Origin of the sequence: Pseudolabrys sp. Root1462 (assembly GCF_001426945.1) — a bacterium.
Taxonomy (GTDB): Bacteria; Pseudomonadota; Alphaproteobacteria; order Rhizobiales; family Xanthobacteraceae; genus Pseudolabrys.
Map to the genome: position 1 here is coordinate 1,933,408 of NZ_LMFS01000001.1, position 14,543 is coordinate 1,947,950.

Here is a 14,543-nt window from a genome sequence, read left to right on the forward strand (position 1 = left end):
GCTGGGAATGCGAATTTGACAATGCGGCCGGCCCGGGGCCGACCAAACAATGCGGGCGATGACGCATGTCTGTCTCCTGCGTTTTGCCCTCCCTCTTGTGGGGAGGGCAAAGCAAGCGCGTCGCGACAGCCCGGGCGCACCACAATTGACAATGATCAATACCGGCCGATGCTCGCGCTCCATGCTGACACAAGTCCGGGAATGAAACGCCGTGCTGATTGCCTTCTTCGCCGACATCCATGCCAACCGGCAGGCTTTCGAGGCCTGCCTGGCGCATGCGCGCGACCAGGGCGCCGAGCGCACAGTGCTGCTCGGCGACTACGTCGGCTATGGCGCCGATCCCGACTGGGTGATGCAGCGGGTCATGGACCTGGCGGCGGACGGCGCTGCATTGGTACTCGGCAATCACGACGCCGCGGTCGGCGGCTCGACCAACGGCATGAACATCGAGGCCCGCGTCGCTATCGAATGGACGCGCACCGAACTCGGCAAGCCGGCCCGTGACTTCCTCGACGCTTTGCCGCTGTCACGGACCGACGGCGACCGCCTCTATGTGCATTCCGAGGCCAGCGATCCGAAGAAATGGATTTACGTGACCGGCACACTGGAGGCCGCCAACAGCCTGTCCGCGACGCCGGCACATCTCACCTTCTGCGGCCATGTGCACCGGCCGGCGCTGTACAGCCTGTCGGCCACTGCGAAGATGACGTCCTTCACGCCGACCGCCGGCGCGGCCGTGCCGTTGCTGCCGGGCCGGCGCTGGCTCGCCGTGTTGGGCGCCGTCGGCCAGCCGCGCGACGGCAATCCGGCGGCGGCCTATGCGCTGTATGACACCGGGCGGGGCGAACTGACCTATGTCCGCGTGCCGTACGACGTCGAGACCGCGGCCGCGCGCATCCGCAAACAGGGCCTGCCGGTCTGGCTCGCCGACCGTCTGTTCGTGGGGAAATAATGGTCAAGCCGCTGCACGAGACCGGCGTGGAGATTGACGGCTTCCGGCTCGAGGCGATGGTCCATCGCGGCGGCATGGCGATGCTCTGGCGCGTCAGCAAACCTGGGCTCGAGGGCCCGATGCTGATGAAGGTGCCGCGCATCGGCGAAGGCGCCGATCCGGCGGCGATCGTCGGCTTCGAGATGGAGCAGATGATCCTGCCGAAGCTCAACGGGCCGCATGTCCCGAAATTCATCGCCGCCGGCGATTTCGCGCGCCAACCCTATCTGGTCATGGAAGCGATCGACAGCCCGAGCCTGCTGAAGCGGCTGCCCCAGTTGCCTTTGCCCTATGACGAAGTGGCGCGTCTCGGTGTCCGCATCGCCGAGGCCCTCGACGATCTGCATCGCCAGCACGTCGTTCATCTCGACGTCAAACCGAGCAATATCCTGTTCCGCTCCGGCGGCGAGGCCGTGCTGATCGACTTCGGCCTGTCGCATCACGACCGCTTGCCCGACCTGATGCAGGAGGAATTCCGCGTGCCGTTCGGCACCGCGCCCTATATGTCGCCGGAGCAGTTGCGCGGCATTCGCAACGAACCGCGCAGCGACCTGTTTGCGCTCGGCGTGCTGCTTTATTTCTTCTCCACCGGCGTGCGGCCGTTCGGCGAAAGCGAAACCATGCGCGGCATGCGCCGCCGGCTGTGGCGCGATCCGATGCCGCCGCGTGCGCTGCGCCCCGATTATCCGCCCTGGCTGCAGGAGATCGTGCTGCGGTGCCTCGAGGTCGAGGCCGGGCGCCGCCATCCGACCGCGGCGCAACTCGCCTTCGATCTCAGCCATCCGGGCGAGGTCAAGCTGAGCTCGCGCTCCGAGAAACGCGAGCGCGACTCCTTCACCACGGTGATGCGCCGCCGCTTCAACACCGACCTCACCGCGCAGCGGCGCGCGCCGGTGACCGAGCAGCTCACCTCGGCGCCGATCGTTGCGGTCGCCGTCGATGTCGGCGCCGAAGCCGCGCCGGTCAACGCCGCGTTGCTCGACGTCACCGCGCGCATGCTGGCGACGCTGCCGGACGCCCGCCTCGCCTGCCTCAACGTGCTCAAGTCCAGCGCCATCGCCATCGACTCCACGCTCGACAAAGAAGGCCACAACAAGCAGATCGACCGCCTCGTCCGGCTGAAGGACTGGGCGGCGCCGCTCAAGCTCGACGAGCGCCGCCTCACCGCCCATGTGCTCGAGGGCACCGATCCGGCCGCCGCCATCCTCGATTTCGTCACCGCCAATCGCGTCGATCATGTGCTGATCGGGGCGCGCCGTGACTCGTTCCGCCGCCGCGTGCTCGGCAGCGTTTCCGCCAAAGTCGCCACCGAAGCGGCGTGCAGCGTCACCATCGTTCGGGCACCACGAGTTCCGCTCGGCGACGCGTGAGCTGAGTTCCCGCGGAACGCGCGGAACCTCGGCGCGTTGTACGAACTCATCAACCAAGGAGTTTCAACCATGCAGCGCGCGACCACCCTCGCCGCCACTTTGCTGGCGGCCACGTCGCTAACGATATTGTCGCTGCCGGCATCAGCCGCCGCTCTCGCCACGGCGACAACGTCATTGAACATCCGTACCGGCCCGGGCCCGCAATTCCCGGTCGTCGGCGCCATCCCCCAGCAAGGCAACGCTACGGTCACCGGCTGCATCCAGGGCAGCCTGTGGTGCCAGGTCACCTATAACGGCAAGCAGGGCTGGGCCTATTCGCAGTACATGATGGGCAACGTCGGCGGTCAGATGGTTGCGGTGACGCAGAACCGCGACGTGCCGGTCATCGTTTATGACGCGCCGCCGGCAACGGTCGGCACCGCGGTTGCGATGCCCGACATCAACGGCGAATTCATCGCTCCGGAGCCCAACGCCGCGCCGATACAGATCGCGCCGCCGCCGACAGTGCAGACCTATGTCGTGCAGCACCCGGTGAACCCGGTCTATCTCAACGGCGAAGTCGTCGAGGGCGCCGGCCTGCCGCAGGATGTCGTGCTGACGCCGGTACCGGACCAGGAGTACAGCTACGCCTATGTCAACGGCGTGCCGGTGCTGGTCGAGCCGACGACACGGCGCGTGCGATATATTTATCGATAGATCGCGACGATCCGTTCATTCCCGCGCAAGCGGGGATGAACGGGCGATCAGAGTTTCACCGTCTCAATGAACCGGATCAGCGCGGCGACCGCGAGTCCCATATCAACGGGGCTCGCATATTCCGCCGGGTTGTGACTGATGCCGCCCCGGCAGCGCACGAACAGCATCGCAATCGGACATAACCTGGCCATCGCCATGCCGTCATGGCCGGCGCCGGAGACGAGTTTGATCGCGTCGCCGCCGGTGGCGCGGATCGCGTCGGCAAGGCCCGCCTGCAGCGCCGGATCGCACGGCGTCGTCGGCACATTGCGGGTATCGGTCATGGTGACGCCGAGATGCCGGCGTTCGGCGAGCGCGCGGATTTCCGCCTTGAAGGCGCCGACGAACTTGTGCCGCGCCTCGTCTGAGCCGGAGCGGATGTCGACGATCAGCGCGACATTGCCGGGCACGACGTTTCCCGCAGCGTTCGGGATGCGCAGCACGCCGACGGTGGCAACGACCTCGCCTTGCGTATCCCGCGCCATCCTTTCGGCGAGCAACACGGTCTCGGCCGCACCGGCGAGCGCATCGCGCCGCAGCAGCATCGGCACGGTGCCGGCATGCCCGGCTTCCCCGAGGAATTCGACATTGACGTAGGTCTGCCCGGCAATCGCGGTGACGACACCGAGCGCCTGGTTGCGATGTTCGAGCACCGGTCCCTGCTCGATATGCACCTCGACATAGGCCGCGGCGACGTCGCGATCATAGGCCGCTGCCGGAATGTCATCGGCGTTCTTGCCATAAGCGGCGATGGCGTCGCGCAATGTCATGCCGTTCGCGTCGGCAAGGTCGAGGCGTTCCGCATCGAACGCACCGGCGACCGCCAGCGACGACGACAGGGTCTTGGAAAAGCGCGAGCCCTCCTCGTCACCGAAGGCGAGCACGTCGAGACCGAAGCCGAGCTTGCGCCCGGCCTTGGCGAAATGCTCGGCGGCGAGAATGCCGGCAATGACGCCGAGCGGGCCGTCGAACATGCCGGCCTCGATCACAGTGTCGATATGCGAGCCGATCAGCAGACGCTTCGGCCCGGTGCCCGGCCAGTGGCCGCGCACGGTGCCGAGCGCGTCCTCGCTGACCTGAAGCTTCGCCGCGCGCATCCACTGCCCGATCAGATCGGCAGCTGCACGGTGCTCGGGCGTCAGGAAGCCGCGGACCAGCCGGTTCGGCTCGGCCGAGATCGAGCCGAGCGCGCGGATCATCAGGTCGGCGCGCTGGCCGAGTGCGGCTGCGTCTGGTGCCGTCATTCAAAACGATCAGGGCAGCAGGATGATCGAGCCGGTGGTCTTGCGACCTTCGAGATCCATATGCGCCTGCTTGGCATCCTTCAGCGCATACTTATGGCTGACGGGAATCTTCACAGCGCCGGAGCCAACCGCCTTGAACAGATTGTTGGCGATCGAGACCAAATCCTCGCGCTTGGCGGCATAAGTGTTCAGCGTCGGCCGTGTGGCGAACAGCGAGCCCTTCTGCTGCAGGATGTTGATGTCGAACGCCTTGACCGGACCCGATGCTGAACCGAACGACACGAACATGCCGAGCGGACGAATGCAGTCCAGCGACTTCGGGAAGGTGTCGGCGCCGATGCCGTCATAGACGACGTCGCACAGCTTGCCGCCGGTGATTTCCTTCACCTTGGCAGCGAAGTCTTCGTCGCGATAGAGGATGGTGTGGTGCGCGCCATTGGCCTTCGCGATCTCGGCCTTGTCCTTGCTGCCGGCGGTGCCGATGACGGTCGCGCCGATGTGATTGGCCCATTGGCAAAGGATGCCGCCCATGCCGCCGGCGGCGGCGTGCACCAGAATGGTCGAGCCCTTCTCGACCTTGAAGGTACGGTGCAGCAGGTATTCGGCGGTCATGCCCTTGAGCATCATCGCCGCAGCCTGCTCGTAGCTGATGTTGTCCGGCATCTTCACCACGCGCTCGGCCGGCAGCAGGCGCTCCTGCGCGTAACCGCCAAGGGCGACAACGTAGGCGACGCGGTCGCCGACCTTGAGATCGCTGACGCCCGGGCCGACGGCGATGATTTCTCCGGCGCCTTCATTGCCCGCGACGAACGGCATGCCGGTCGGCGAAGGATAGAGACCGCTGCGGAAATAGGTGTCGATGAAGTTCACGCCGCAGGCGTGCTGCTTGATCTTGATCTGGCCCTGCCCCGGCGCCGGAATGTCGATATCCTCGAAGGTGAGAACCTCGGGACCGCCGGTTTTATGGACGCGGACTGCAGCAACCATCGTTTCACTCCCTGGGCAGAAAAAAGCTTGTTGTCGGAAGAACCTGTCGGGCGGGATCATAGGCGGCGCGGGGACGAGCGCAAGTTATGGCGGTCCGGCTCACAGCGTCGTGTTCAGCGGCCGCCGGAGATGCGCAGGTTAGAGCCGGTGACGTAGGACGCCTTGTCGGACAGCAGATACAGCACGCCGTCGGCAACCTCATCGGCGGAGCCGGCGCGGCCGATCGGCACGCCGCCCATGTGCTTCTCGATGCGGCCCGGCGGCTGGATATCGGTGTCGATCATGCCGGGGCTGACGCCGTTGACGCGGATGCCTTCACCCGCCAGTTCACGACCGGCGCCGATCACCATGGAGTCGACCGCGCCCTTGGCGGCGGCGTACCAGATGCATTCGGTGGCGCCGCCGATGACGGCCGCCATCGACGAGATCATCACGATCGAGCCGCCCTTGCCGCCGTGCCTGGTGGACATGCGCCGGATGCTGGCGCGCAGGCAGAGCAGCGCGCCGAAGGTATCGACATCGAGCGCGGCGCGGATGGTTTCGGTGGAGGCCTCGTCGAGCCGCGACATCGGGCCTATGATGCCGGACGAATGCACAAAATGCGTCAGCGTGCCGAACTTGTCGGTCTCGGCGAACACGCGTTCGATATCGGCTTCGCGGCCCATATCGCCCTGCAGCGCGATGGCGCGACCGCCGAATGCCTCGATGTCCTTGATGACGGCGGTGGCGGCGTTGGCGTTGGTGTGATAATTCACGGCGACGTCGTAGCCCGATTTGCCCGCAAGCTTCGCAACCGCGGCACCGATACCACGGCTGCCGCCGGCAACGAGAAGGACGGGTTTCGACATGCGCATCTCCCCAGAATTTCGTCTTTTTCAGCCGGCCCGGCGTAACAAACCAGCGGCCAGGAAGTAAAGCGCAATCACCGACAGCGCGGCAACGACAATGGGTCCGGGCTCGAGATTGGTGACGATCGCCAGCGCCGCCAGCAGGGCCCACAAGGCCATCAGAGCAATATTGAGGCCGCGCAGACGGCGCACGCGTAAGGGATGAACGAACATGATCGGCGCGAACGTCAGCGCGCAGAGCAGCACGATCACAATCAGTGCAATCCAAGGCCACTGCGGCAGAATGTAGAGATAGAAGGCGACAAGATTCCACACCGCCGGAAAACCGCGGAAGTAATTATCGTCGGCCTTCATTGTGCGGTCGGCAAAGTACAGCGCGCCGGTGATGACGATGAGTATGGCGGCCGGCACGCCGAAGCCTTCCGGCAAATATCCACTGGCGGCGATGGCGTAGGCCGGGACGAAGACATAGGTCGTGAAATCCACGACGAAATCGAGGCCGGCGCCGTCCCATCGCGGCAGCCGGTCCTTGACTTGGAAGATGCGCGCCAACGGACCGTCAATGCCGTCGACGATCAACGCCAGGCCGAGACAGAAGAACATCATCGCCCAGTGGCCGCCGGTCGCCAGGATCAGCGACAGCAGCGCGAAGCCCGCGCCGCTCGCAGTGAGGACGTGGATCGCGAAAGCGCCGCCGCGCCGGAAATCCATTATTTCTGATTGCCCCAGTCGAGCTTGACGATTTCGGCGGAGCGGCCGCCGAGGTTCCAGTTGCGACCGAAGCCGCGGAAACGCGACTTGTCGGACTTGGCCACCATCACGTCGGCGCCGATCCAATATTCGGAATTCCGGATCATGACGTTGTCATCGCGGTTGTTGCCGCGCACTGGAGTGATGGCGCCGCCGCCGTACTTGTCGAGGCTGACGACGCGGGTGTTGCCCTGCGTCTCGTAGCTGATCGGCACCTGATGGACGCCGAGGAACTGGCCGACCAGGATCGACAAGAGATGCGTGGTGCCGCCGACACGGCCGGTAAAGATGCGGGTCAGCCCCTTGACTGCCTGGATCGGCGCCTTGTCGTCGACAAACAGCGCCGCCGTCCAGTTGCCGCGCGCCATGATGCCCGGCAAGTCCATCATCAGGCCGACATTGATGCCCGACAGATCGACATTATCGAACTGGCCCTCGTCGATGCGCACGCCTGCCCAGGTCTGGCAGCGGCCTTCGGTCGGTGGATGTTCGCCCAGCGACAGCACGCAGGGACAGAAGACCGTGCAATTGCACGACAAGGTCATCTCGCCTTTGAGGGTCCAGGCTTCGGTCAAAGTTTCACTCCCCACGCTCTGCGTTTTTTATTGTTAGCTCAATTCGCGGTACCAGGTAAGTGCGCGAGGACCGCGAAGACGACGAAAGCCGATCCGGCGGCGATGGCGGCAACGCCGATGGCATAGGTCAGCCTGTTCGTCACCGTCATCTTCTCGATCGTCATGAGCACGCCAAGTGCCACCATCCACACCACGTTCATGATGCCTACGGCGAACATCACCAGCATCATGGCCCAGCAGCAGCCGAGGCAGAACAGCCCTTGCTTGATGCCGAGACGGAACACGCCGCGCGGCGTCGTCTGCCAGTTGGTGAAGAAGAACGGGAACGGCGAGCGGCACTGCCGCAGGCAGGCATGCTTGAGCGCCGAGAATTGGTAGACGCCGGCGACGAGGAACACCGCGCCGGAGAACAGACCGCTCGCCGACGCCATGCTCGGATTGAGCAGCGCGGCCCGTGTCAGCGCATATTGGGCCAGCGTCGCGGCGGCGGCGAAGCCGAACCAGACCGCGGCATAACCGGCGGTGAGCACGAAGGGCGATACCACCTTCTCGTGCTTCTGTGCCGCGGTGTCGGCAATCTCGGCGTAGGTGAAGATCATCGGTGCGGCGCTCGGCAGCATCATCGCCAGCGTCATCGCGCCCCACATCAACGCGACCAGTGCAAAGCCCGATGCACCCCACGCGCCTTCAGGCATCAGCGACACACCGAAAGTCGGGCTGCACAAGGCGGCCCATGCCCGCGGCAGATAATCGAGCACCGCCATACCGGGGCCGAAACCGCCAGCCGGCCCGCCCATTTCGCCGATCAGGAGACCGAGATACAGCCAGCCGAGCCCCGTGAGCAGAACGACGCAGATCACCGCCAACCGTTTCGGATGCGCGAAGACGGCGCCGAGCCGGCTCGCGGCGGGCGACAAATGGTCGAGGCGTTGGCGCGTGGCGTCTGTCATGGTCGAGCGGCTCCCTCAATAGCGCAACACCGGCATGGGCGATATACGGGCTGCCCCGCATGGTTTCCGGGCTATAGACGTGGTAATCCGCCGGAAATCGCAAAGAGGCGCATTGATGTCGGACAAAACCAAGACATCCGGGGCCCTGGTGGTCGGCGGCGGACCCGCCGCTTTAACGGCGGCGATCGCGCTGGCGCAGGCCGGTATGGCCACAGTGCTGGCCGGCAAACGGCCGCCGCGCGCCGACAACCGCACCACCGCCCTGCTCGCCGGTTCCATCGCCGCGCTTGAGAAGCTCGGCGTTTGGGAACTCTGCGTCGGCAAGGCCGCCCCGCTGGTGACCATGCGGCTCGTCGACGACACCGGCCGCCTGCTGCGCGCGCCGGAGGTCAAGTTCGAAGCACATGAGATCGACCTCGACGCCTTCGGCTACAACATCGAGAACCCGGTCCTCATCGACGCGCTGGAGGAGCGTGCCCGCGCGCTGCCAAACCTGCGGATGATTGACGACGTAGTCATCGCCGCCGAACCCGGCGTCGATGATGTGACCATCACGCTCAAGAGCGGCGCCCGCTTTGCAGCGCCTCTCACCATTGGCGCCGACGGCCGCAACTCGATGTGCCGGGCGGCGGCTGAGATCGAGAGCAGCGAACACCGCTACCATCAGGTCGCGCTCACGGTCTGCCTGAAGCACACGCGGCCGCATCACGATACTTCAACCGAGTTTCACACGACGACCGGACCCTTCACGTTGGTGCCGCTGCCGGGCAACCGCTCGAGCCTGGTCTGGGTGCTGCGGCCGCACGAGGCCGACGAACTCGCCGCTCTTGACGATGACGATCTTGCACTCGAGATCGAACGCGCCGCGCATTCGATCCTCGGCAAGATGACGCTTGAGCCGGGCCGCGCGCTGTTTCCACTCAGCACCCGGACGGCGGCGCGCTTCGGCGCGCATCGCATCGCCTTGGTCGGCGAAGCCGCGCATGTCATTCCGCCGATCGGCGCCCAGGGCCTCAATCTCGGCCTGCGCGATGCCGTCACCATCGCCGAGCTGGCCGGCCGCGCCCACGACGAAGGCCGCGACATCGGCGGCGACGACGTGCTGATCGGCTACGACCGGGCGCGGCGTGGCGATGTCGCCAGCCGCGGCCTCGTCATCGACATTGCCAACCGCACGCTGCTGTCGGACTTCCTGCCGCTGCAGGGCCTGCGCGGCCTCGGCCTCTATGCACTCGACAGGATTGGGCCGTTGCGCCGCGCCGTGATGCGCGAAGGCGTCGCGCCGCGCGCCAAACCGGAACTGAGGCGCGGCCGCGCCTAGGGCTTCCCGCGAAACTGCGGATCGATCGGCACCGGCAGCGCCATGATGTCCTTGCCGCCCGCCAGCGTCAGCCGGTGGTCAAACAGCCCGCGCGCGGCGAAATGCGGATCGCGCAATGCTTCCTCTAGCGGCGTGACAATCGTCACGCAGCAGTCGGCCTTGGCGAAAACCGGCGCCCATTCATCGCTGGTGCGCGTAGCGATGATCTTTGCCACCGCCTCGCGTGTCGCCTTCGGATCGCGCTTGTCGTCGACGAACTGTGGCGGCAGAGCGATCGCGAAGCAGAATGCCTCCCAGAATTTCTGCTCCAGCGCGCCGCAGGCGACCAACTTCCGGTCGCGTGTCGCGTAGAGGTGATAGCGCGGCAAGGCTCCGACTACCGACAGTTCGCCGGGCTTCGGAAAGCGCCCGGCGGCGGTGCCCAGCGCCAACGCATACCACCCGAACGTGAACATCGCATCGGTCATGGCGATGTCGATGAAGGCGCCCTCACCGCTTTGGTCGCGCGCGCGCAGCGCCAGCAGGATGTTGATCACCGCCGGAAACGTGCCTCCGGCAATGTCGGCGACCAGCGCTGGCGGCAGCACCGGCGCCTCCACCGGCCCGGGCTGCAGATCGAGCAGACCCGTGGCACCGATGTAATTGATGTCGTGTCCGGCCTCGTTGGCGCGCGGCCCGTTCTGGCCGTAGCCGGAGATCGCGCAGTAAATTATCCTGGGATTGATGGCGCACATGTCGTCATAGCCGAGCCCGAGCCGCGCCATCACACCGGGGCGGAATTGCTCGATGACGATGTCGGCCCGCGCAATCAGTGGCTTCAGCCTGTCGCGGTCAGCTTCGCTCTTGAGGTCGAGCGTCTGTTTCTCCTTGCCGCGGTTGAGCATGGCGTAGACCGCGCTCTCGCCGTCGACGATCGGCGGGAAGCGCGCCATGTCCTCGCCGCCGGGCCGCTCGATCTTGATCACCTCGGCGCCGGCTTCCGCCAGCATCAAGGCGGCAAGCGGCCCCGGCAGCAGCGTGGTGAAATCCAGAACCAGCAATCCCTTGAGCGGCTGCATGATGTATCCGCTTATCTGAACAACAGATGCGGCAGCGCGCCGCTCTTCACCATCCACATCACCGTGGTCAGCGTCACCACTGAGACGACGGTGCCGACCAGTACCGCGGTCGATGCCTGTTCGACCCAGGTGTCGTATTGCCGTGCGAACACGAAGACGTTGAGCGCCGGCGGCAGCGCCGCCATCAGCACCGCAGTATCGACCCACATCTGGTCGAACGGTCCGAACGCCGACAGCATCACGAACACCACGACCGGATGCATCACAAGCTTGACCGCGGTCAGGCCCGGCATCTCCCACGGAATCCGCTTCAACGGCCGCAGCGCCACCGTCACACCCAGAGTGAACAGCGCGCACGGCGCCGAGGCGTTCTTCAGAAACTCCATCAGCCGTCCGATCGCCATCGGCGGCTGGAAGTGGATGGCGGCCGAGGCGATGCCAAGGGCGCTCGCGATCACCAGCGGATTGGTGCCGATGCGCTTGGCCACCTCTAAGCCGATCGCGGCGATGCTGCGCTTCTGCGGACTCGCGATCGCCATCATGAACGGCACCAGCGAGAACAGCAGCAGCGTGTCGAAGCAGAAGATCAGCGCCACCGGCACCGCGGCCGAGGGCCCCAGCGTCGACAGCGCCAGCCCCGGACCCATATAGCCGATATTGCCGTAGCCACCGGCCAGCCCGGCAATGGTCGCCTGGTCGATGCGGCCCTTGTTGACGAAAATACCGATGGCGAAAGCGAGGGCGAACACCCAGAAGGTCGAGAGCGTCGTGGCGACAATGAAATCGACCTGCGCCAGTTGCTCGAGCGGCGTCTGCGCCAGGATTCGGTAAAACAGCGCCGGCAGCGACACGTAGACGATGAAGAAATTCATCCAGCCGAGCGCGGTATCCGGGATCTGCTTGATCTTGCCGCAGGCAAAACCAATGATGATCAGACCGAAAAAGGGCAGCGCAAGATTGAGGACGTCGATCATCGGCTCACTCCGGCGGCAGGCCCCGCCGCTTGGCGGCGGAGGCATAGCCCGGTTCGCTCCTCTTTCCAACTTGGCCTGGCCTTTGCTTTGCTCTAGACGGCAAAGTTCAAGACGGCACACCAGCTATTTGAAAGGGTCACTCCCGTGAAGCTGCCCCGCCAATTCTTCCAGCCTTTGGCCATCGGCGCTCCGAGCCCGCTGCGCGAACTCCCGGTGCGCCTCGAGCGCATGATCCACTTCGTGCCGCCGCACATGGAGAAAATGCGCGCCAAGGTACCGGAGCTGGCCAAGCAGGTCGACGTGGTACTCGGCAATCTCGAAGACGCGATTCCGGTCGAAGCCAAGGAAGCCGCGCGCCAGGGCTTCATCGACATGGGCAAGTCGGTCGATTTCGGTCCGACCGGTCTGTGGACCCGAATCAACGCGCTGAACTCGCCCTGGGCGCTCGACGACGTCATCGAAATCGTCGGCGCCATCGGCAACAAGCTCGACGTCATCATGCTGCCGAAGGTCGATGGGCCATGGGACATCCATTACCTCGACCAGCTGCTCGCGCAGCTCGAAGCCCGGCACAAGATCGGCAAACCGATCCTGATCCACGCAATTCTGGAAACTGCGCAGGGCGTCAACAATGTCGAGGCCATCGCCAGCGCCTCTCCGCGCATGCACGGCATGAGCCTCGGCCCCGCCGACCTTGCCGCATCCCGCGCGATGAAGACCACCCGGGTCGGCGGAGGTCATCCCGAATACAAGGTGCTCGCGGATGCGGCCGGTGATGCGCCGCGCGCGTCCTATCAACAGGATCTCTGGCACTATACCGTCGGCCGCATGGTCGATGCCTGCGCCGCTGCCGGCATCAAACCATTCTACGGACCGTTCGGTGATTTCTCCGATCCGGCGGCCTGCGAGACCCAGTTCCGCAACGCTTTCCTGATGGGCTGCCTGGGCGCCTGGTCGCTGCACCCCTCGCAAATTGCCATCGCCAAGATTGTATATTCGCCCGACCCCGGTGAGGTCGCCTTCGCCAAGAAGATCGTCGCGGCCATGCCGGACGGCGCCGGCGCCGTCATGATTGACGGCAAGATGCAGGACGACGCCACCTGGAAGCAGGCTAAAGTATTGATCGATCTGGCAAAACTGGTCGCTGCCAAAGACCCCGACATGGCGGCCGAATACGCCCTGTAACGACGAAACCGCGCGGATTTTGGGGCTAGCCAAGCCGGGCGCGAAGCACTAACTCGTCGATATGATGAAAATGCACGTTGCGAAATACAAGATCGGTCAGGTGGTCAAACACCGCCTGTTCCCGTTCCGTGGCGTGATCTTCGACATCGACCCCGAATTCAACAACACTGAGGAATGGTGGGAAGCGATCCCGGCCGACGTCCGGCCGCGCAAGGATCAACCATTCTATCACCTGTTCGCGGAGAACGCCGAGACTGAGTACATCGCTTATGTCTCGGAGCAGAATCTGCTGCCGGACACGTCCGGCGCGCCGATCCGCCACCCTCAGGTGGAAGAAGTGTTCGAATGGGACGATAACGGCAATTACAAGCCGCTCGACGACATGCTCAACTAACGCCGTCGCTGCGCGCAGCAAACGCATCCGACAACAAAAAAGGCGCGGCCGAGGCCGCGCCTTTTTATTTCCAATGTTCGCGCGAGCTTACTTCTTCGGCTGCGCCGCGGCCGCCGGTTGCTGCGCCTCGAGCTTCTTGCGCGCTTCCTCAGCCTTCTTCTGCATCTCTTCCTGGAGCTTGCGCTGCTGTTCTTCAACAACCTTCGGATCGGTCGCCGGACCGTCGTAAGCCTTGGCGAAATCGGCGAGTGAAACCGGGATGCTCAGCACCTGGCGGTTCATCAGGTAGGTCTGCACGACCAGTTGCTTGCCGGCTTTGAGTTTCTTCACCGTATCGGCGTTGATCTCGTAGTCCGACAGACAGCCGATCTGCGTGCAGACGACATACGGCGAGCTGCCCATATCCTGACCGTCAAGGACGAGATGCGTGCCTTCGGCCAGATGCACGATGATCGACATCGGCACGGTCACGCGCAGGCGCTCATTGGCACCCTCAACCTGAAGCAGTTCGGCCATGATGACCGGCATGCCGTTTTCCATGCGGCCGTCACGATGGACGACGCAGACTTTCTTGTTCTCGGTCTCCTGGCCCTGCTGGCACAGCTTGACCCACGACGAGTACATCAACGGCGGCAGTTGCGGCGCGCCCGCCTGCGGCGCGGCTGGCGCTGCCGGCGTCGCCGGAGCGGGAGCCGGTGTCTGCGCCTGCGCGGCCTTGGGCGCGGGCTTCTGCTGGGCGAAGGCTGGCTGGGCCACGACGCTCGCGCCGAGGAGGCCTGCGCCGATCGCCAAGGCCATCACGCGGGCCAGCGGCCGGGCAGGAGCAATCCGTTGATCCATTTGAAACTCGTCCCTTGTTATTCTGGCGGTCGATATTGGCCGGACGTCCGGCCGGCGCGTCCCGAACGCACCGCGCTGTCGCGAGCGGCTCTGTCGTTGCGAAATACGGCGGGAGCGTGACCTCCGACGCAGCCTGATAGCCGATATTGCCCTGACGATAAAGGCACCAATGGGCCCAAAATTGGCGGGCGGCGCATTCTTTGGCCCTGTGGTAAAAGGCCGCGAACCGTAGGACCCGAATCGCATCGCACATCGAGCGGACCAAGCCGTGAGACTGCCCCTCGCCGCCGGCATCCGCATGTCGCGGCGCGCCATGATGTT

At 65.0% G+C, this 14,543-nt stretch carries 15 protein-coding genes; 6 read left to right on the forward strand and 9 right to left on the reverse strand.

Annotated features, from left to right (window positions below; all coding sequences use genetic code 11):
* Positions 1 to 211 precede the first annotated feature (211 nt).
* From ASD45_RS09535 to ASD45_RS09545, 3 genes are all read left to right on the forward strand, one after another.
* Positions 212 to 952 carry a metallophosphoesterase family protein gene (locus ASD45_RS09535; RefSeq protein WP_056911272.1) on the forward strand — a complete coding sequence of 247 codons (741 nt, stop codon included), beginning with the start codon at positions 212 to 214 and terminating at the stop codon, positions 950 to 952.
* A complete protein-coding gene (locus ASD45_RS09540; protein WP_056911273.1) occupies positions 952 to 2,361 on the forward strand; it encodes a bifunctional serine/threonine-protein kinase/universal stress protein in 1,410 nt (469 codons plus the stop codon). The genes ASD45_RS09535 and ASD45_RS09540 overlap by 1 nt, the downstream gene beginning before the upstream one ends.
* Before the next feature lie 69 nt (positions 2,362 to 2,430).
* A complete protein-coding gene (locus tag ASD45_RS09545; RefSeq protein ID WP_056911274.1) occupies positions 2,431 to 3,057 on the forward strand; it encodes a DUF1236 domain-containing protein in 627 nt (208 codons plus the stop codon).
* Positions 3,058 to 3,104: 47 nt separating this feature from the next.
* Here ASD45_RS09545 and ASD45_RS09550 read toward each other — a convergent pair whose 3' ends face one another.
* From ASD45_RS09550 to ASD45_RS09575, 6 genes are all read right to left on the reverse strand, one after another.
* Positions 3,105 to 4,340 carry an allantoate amidohydrolase gene (locus tag ASD45_RS09550; protein ID WP_056911275.1) on the reverse strand — a complete coding sequence of 412 codons (1,236 nt, stop codon included), beginning with the start codon at positions 4,338 to 4,340 and terminating at the stop codon, positions 3,105 to 3,107.
* Positions 4,341 to 4,349: 9 nt separating this feature from the next.
* Positions 4,350 to 5,327, reverse strand: coding sequence for a quinone oxidoreductase (locus tag ASD45_RS09555; protein WP_056911276.1), 978 nt, complete (start codon positions 5,325 to 5,327; stop codon positions 4,350 to 4,352).
* 113 nt (positions 5,328 to 5,440) lie between these two features.
* Positions 5,441 to 6,175 (reverse strand): SDR family oxidoreductase, encoded by a 735-nt coding sequence (locus ASD45_RS09560; RefSeq protein ID WP_348271221.1) that lies wholly within the window; start codon positions 6,173 to 6,175, stop codon positions 5,441 to 5,443.
* Positions 6,176 to 6,202: 27 nt separating this feature from the next.
* Positions 6,203 to 6,886: a CDP-alcohol phosphatidyltransferase family protein gene (locus tag ASD45_RS09565; protein WP_056911278.1), complete on the reverse strand. Its 684-nt coding sequence runs from the start codon at positions 6,884 to 6,886 to the stop codon at positions 6,203 to 6,205.
* The gene (locus ASD45_RS09570) at positions 6,886 to 7,500 is read right to left on the reverse strand and encodes a DUF1326 domain-containing protein (protein WP_056911279.1); all 615 of its coding nucleotides are present in this window, start codon (positions 7,498 to 7,500) and stop codon (positions 6,886 to 6,888) included. Before ASD45_RS09570 ends, ASD45_RS09565 begins: the two co-directional genes overlap by 1 nt.
* 38 nt (positions 7,501 to 7,538) lie before the next feature.
* Complete coding sequence (locus ASD45_RS09575; protein WP_056911280.1) at positions 7,539 to 8,450, reverse strand: DUF2182 domain-containing protein; 912 nt, start codon at positions 8,448 to 8,450, stop codon at positions 7,539 to 7,541.
* Between the two features lie 115 nt (positions 8,451 to 8,565).
* On the opposite strand from ASD45_RS09575, the gene ASD45_RS09580 reads away from it, so the two are divergent.
* The gene (locus ASD45_RS09580) at positions 8,566 to 9,771 is read left to right on the forward strand and encodes a UbiH/UbiF family hydroxylase (RefSeq protein ID WP_056911281.1); all 1,206 of its coding nucleotides are present in this window, start codon (positions 8,566 to 8,568) and stop codon (positions 9,769 to 9,771) included.
* On the opposite strand, the gene ASD45_RS09585 is transcribed toward ASD45_RS09580, so the two are convergent.
* Entirely contained in the window at positions 9,768 to 10,829 is a 1,062-nt protein-coding gene (locus ASD45_RS09585; RefSeq protein WP_056911282.1) for a CaiB/BaiF CoA-transferase family protein, read from the reverse strand. The two genes, ASD45_RS09580 and ASD45_RS09585, sit on opposite strands and share 4 nt — an antisense overlap.
* An 11-nt stretch (positions 10,830 to 10,840) precedes the next feature.
* Positions 10,841 to 11,803, reverse strand: coding sequence for an AEC family transporter (locus tag ASD45_RS09590; RefSeq protein WP_056911283.1), 963 nt, complete (start codon positions 11,801 to 11,803; stop codon positions 10,841 to 10,843).
* A gap of 144 nt (positions 11,804 to 11,947) precedes the next feature.
* On the opposite strand from ASD45_RS09590, the gene ASD45_RS09595 reads away from it, so the two are divergent.
* Together ASD45_RS09595 and hspQ are read left to right on the forward strand one after the other, a co-directional pair.
* The gene (locus tag ASD45_RS09595; protein ID WP_056911284.1) at positions 11,948 to 12,988 is read left to right on the forward strand and encodes a CoA ester lyase; all 1,041 of its coding nucleotides are present in this window, start codon (positions 11,948 to 11,950) and stop codon (positions 12,986 to 12,988) included.
* 61 nt (positions 12,989 to 13,049) lie between these two features.
* Entirely contained in the window at positions 13,050 to 13,382 is a 333-nt protein-coding gene (hspQ, locus tag ASD45_RS09600; RefSeq protein ID WP_056911285.1) for a heat shock protein HspQ, read from the forward strand.
* Between the two features lie 87 nt (positions 13,383 to 13,469).
* Here hspQ and ASD45_RS09605 read toward each other — a convergent pair whose 3' ends face one another.
* The gene (locus ASD45_RS09605) at positions 13,470 to 14,222 is read right to left on the reverse strand and encodes an invasion associated locus B family protein (RefSeq protein ID WP_056911286.1); all 753 of its coding nucleotides are present in this window, start codon (positions 14,220 to 14,222) and stop codon (positions 13,470 to 13,472) included.
* Positions 14,223 to 14,543: the final 321 nt, after the last annotated feature.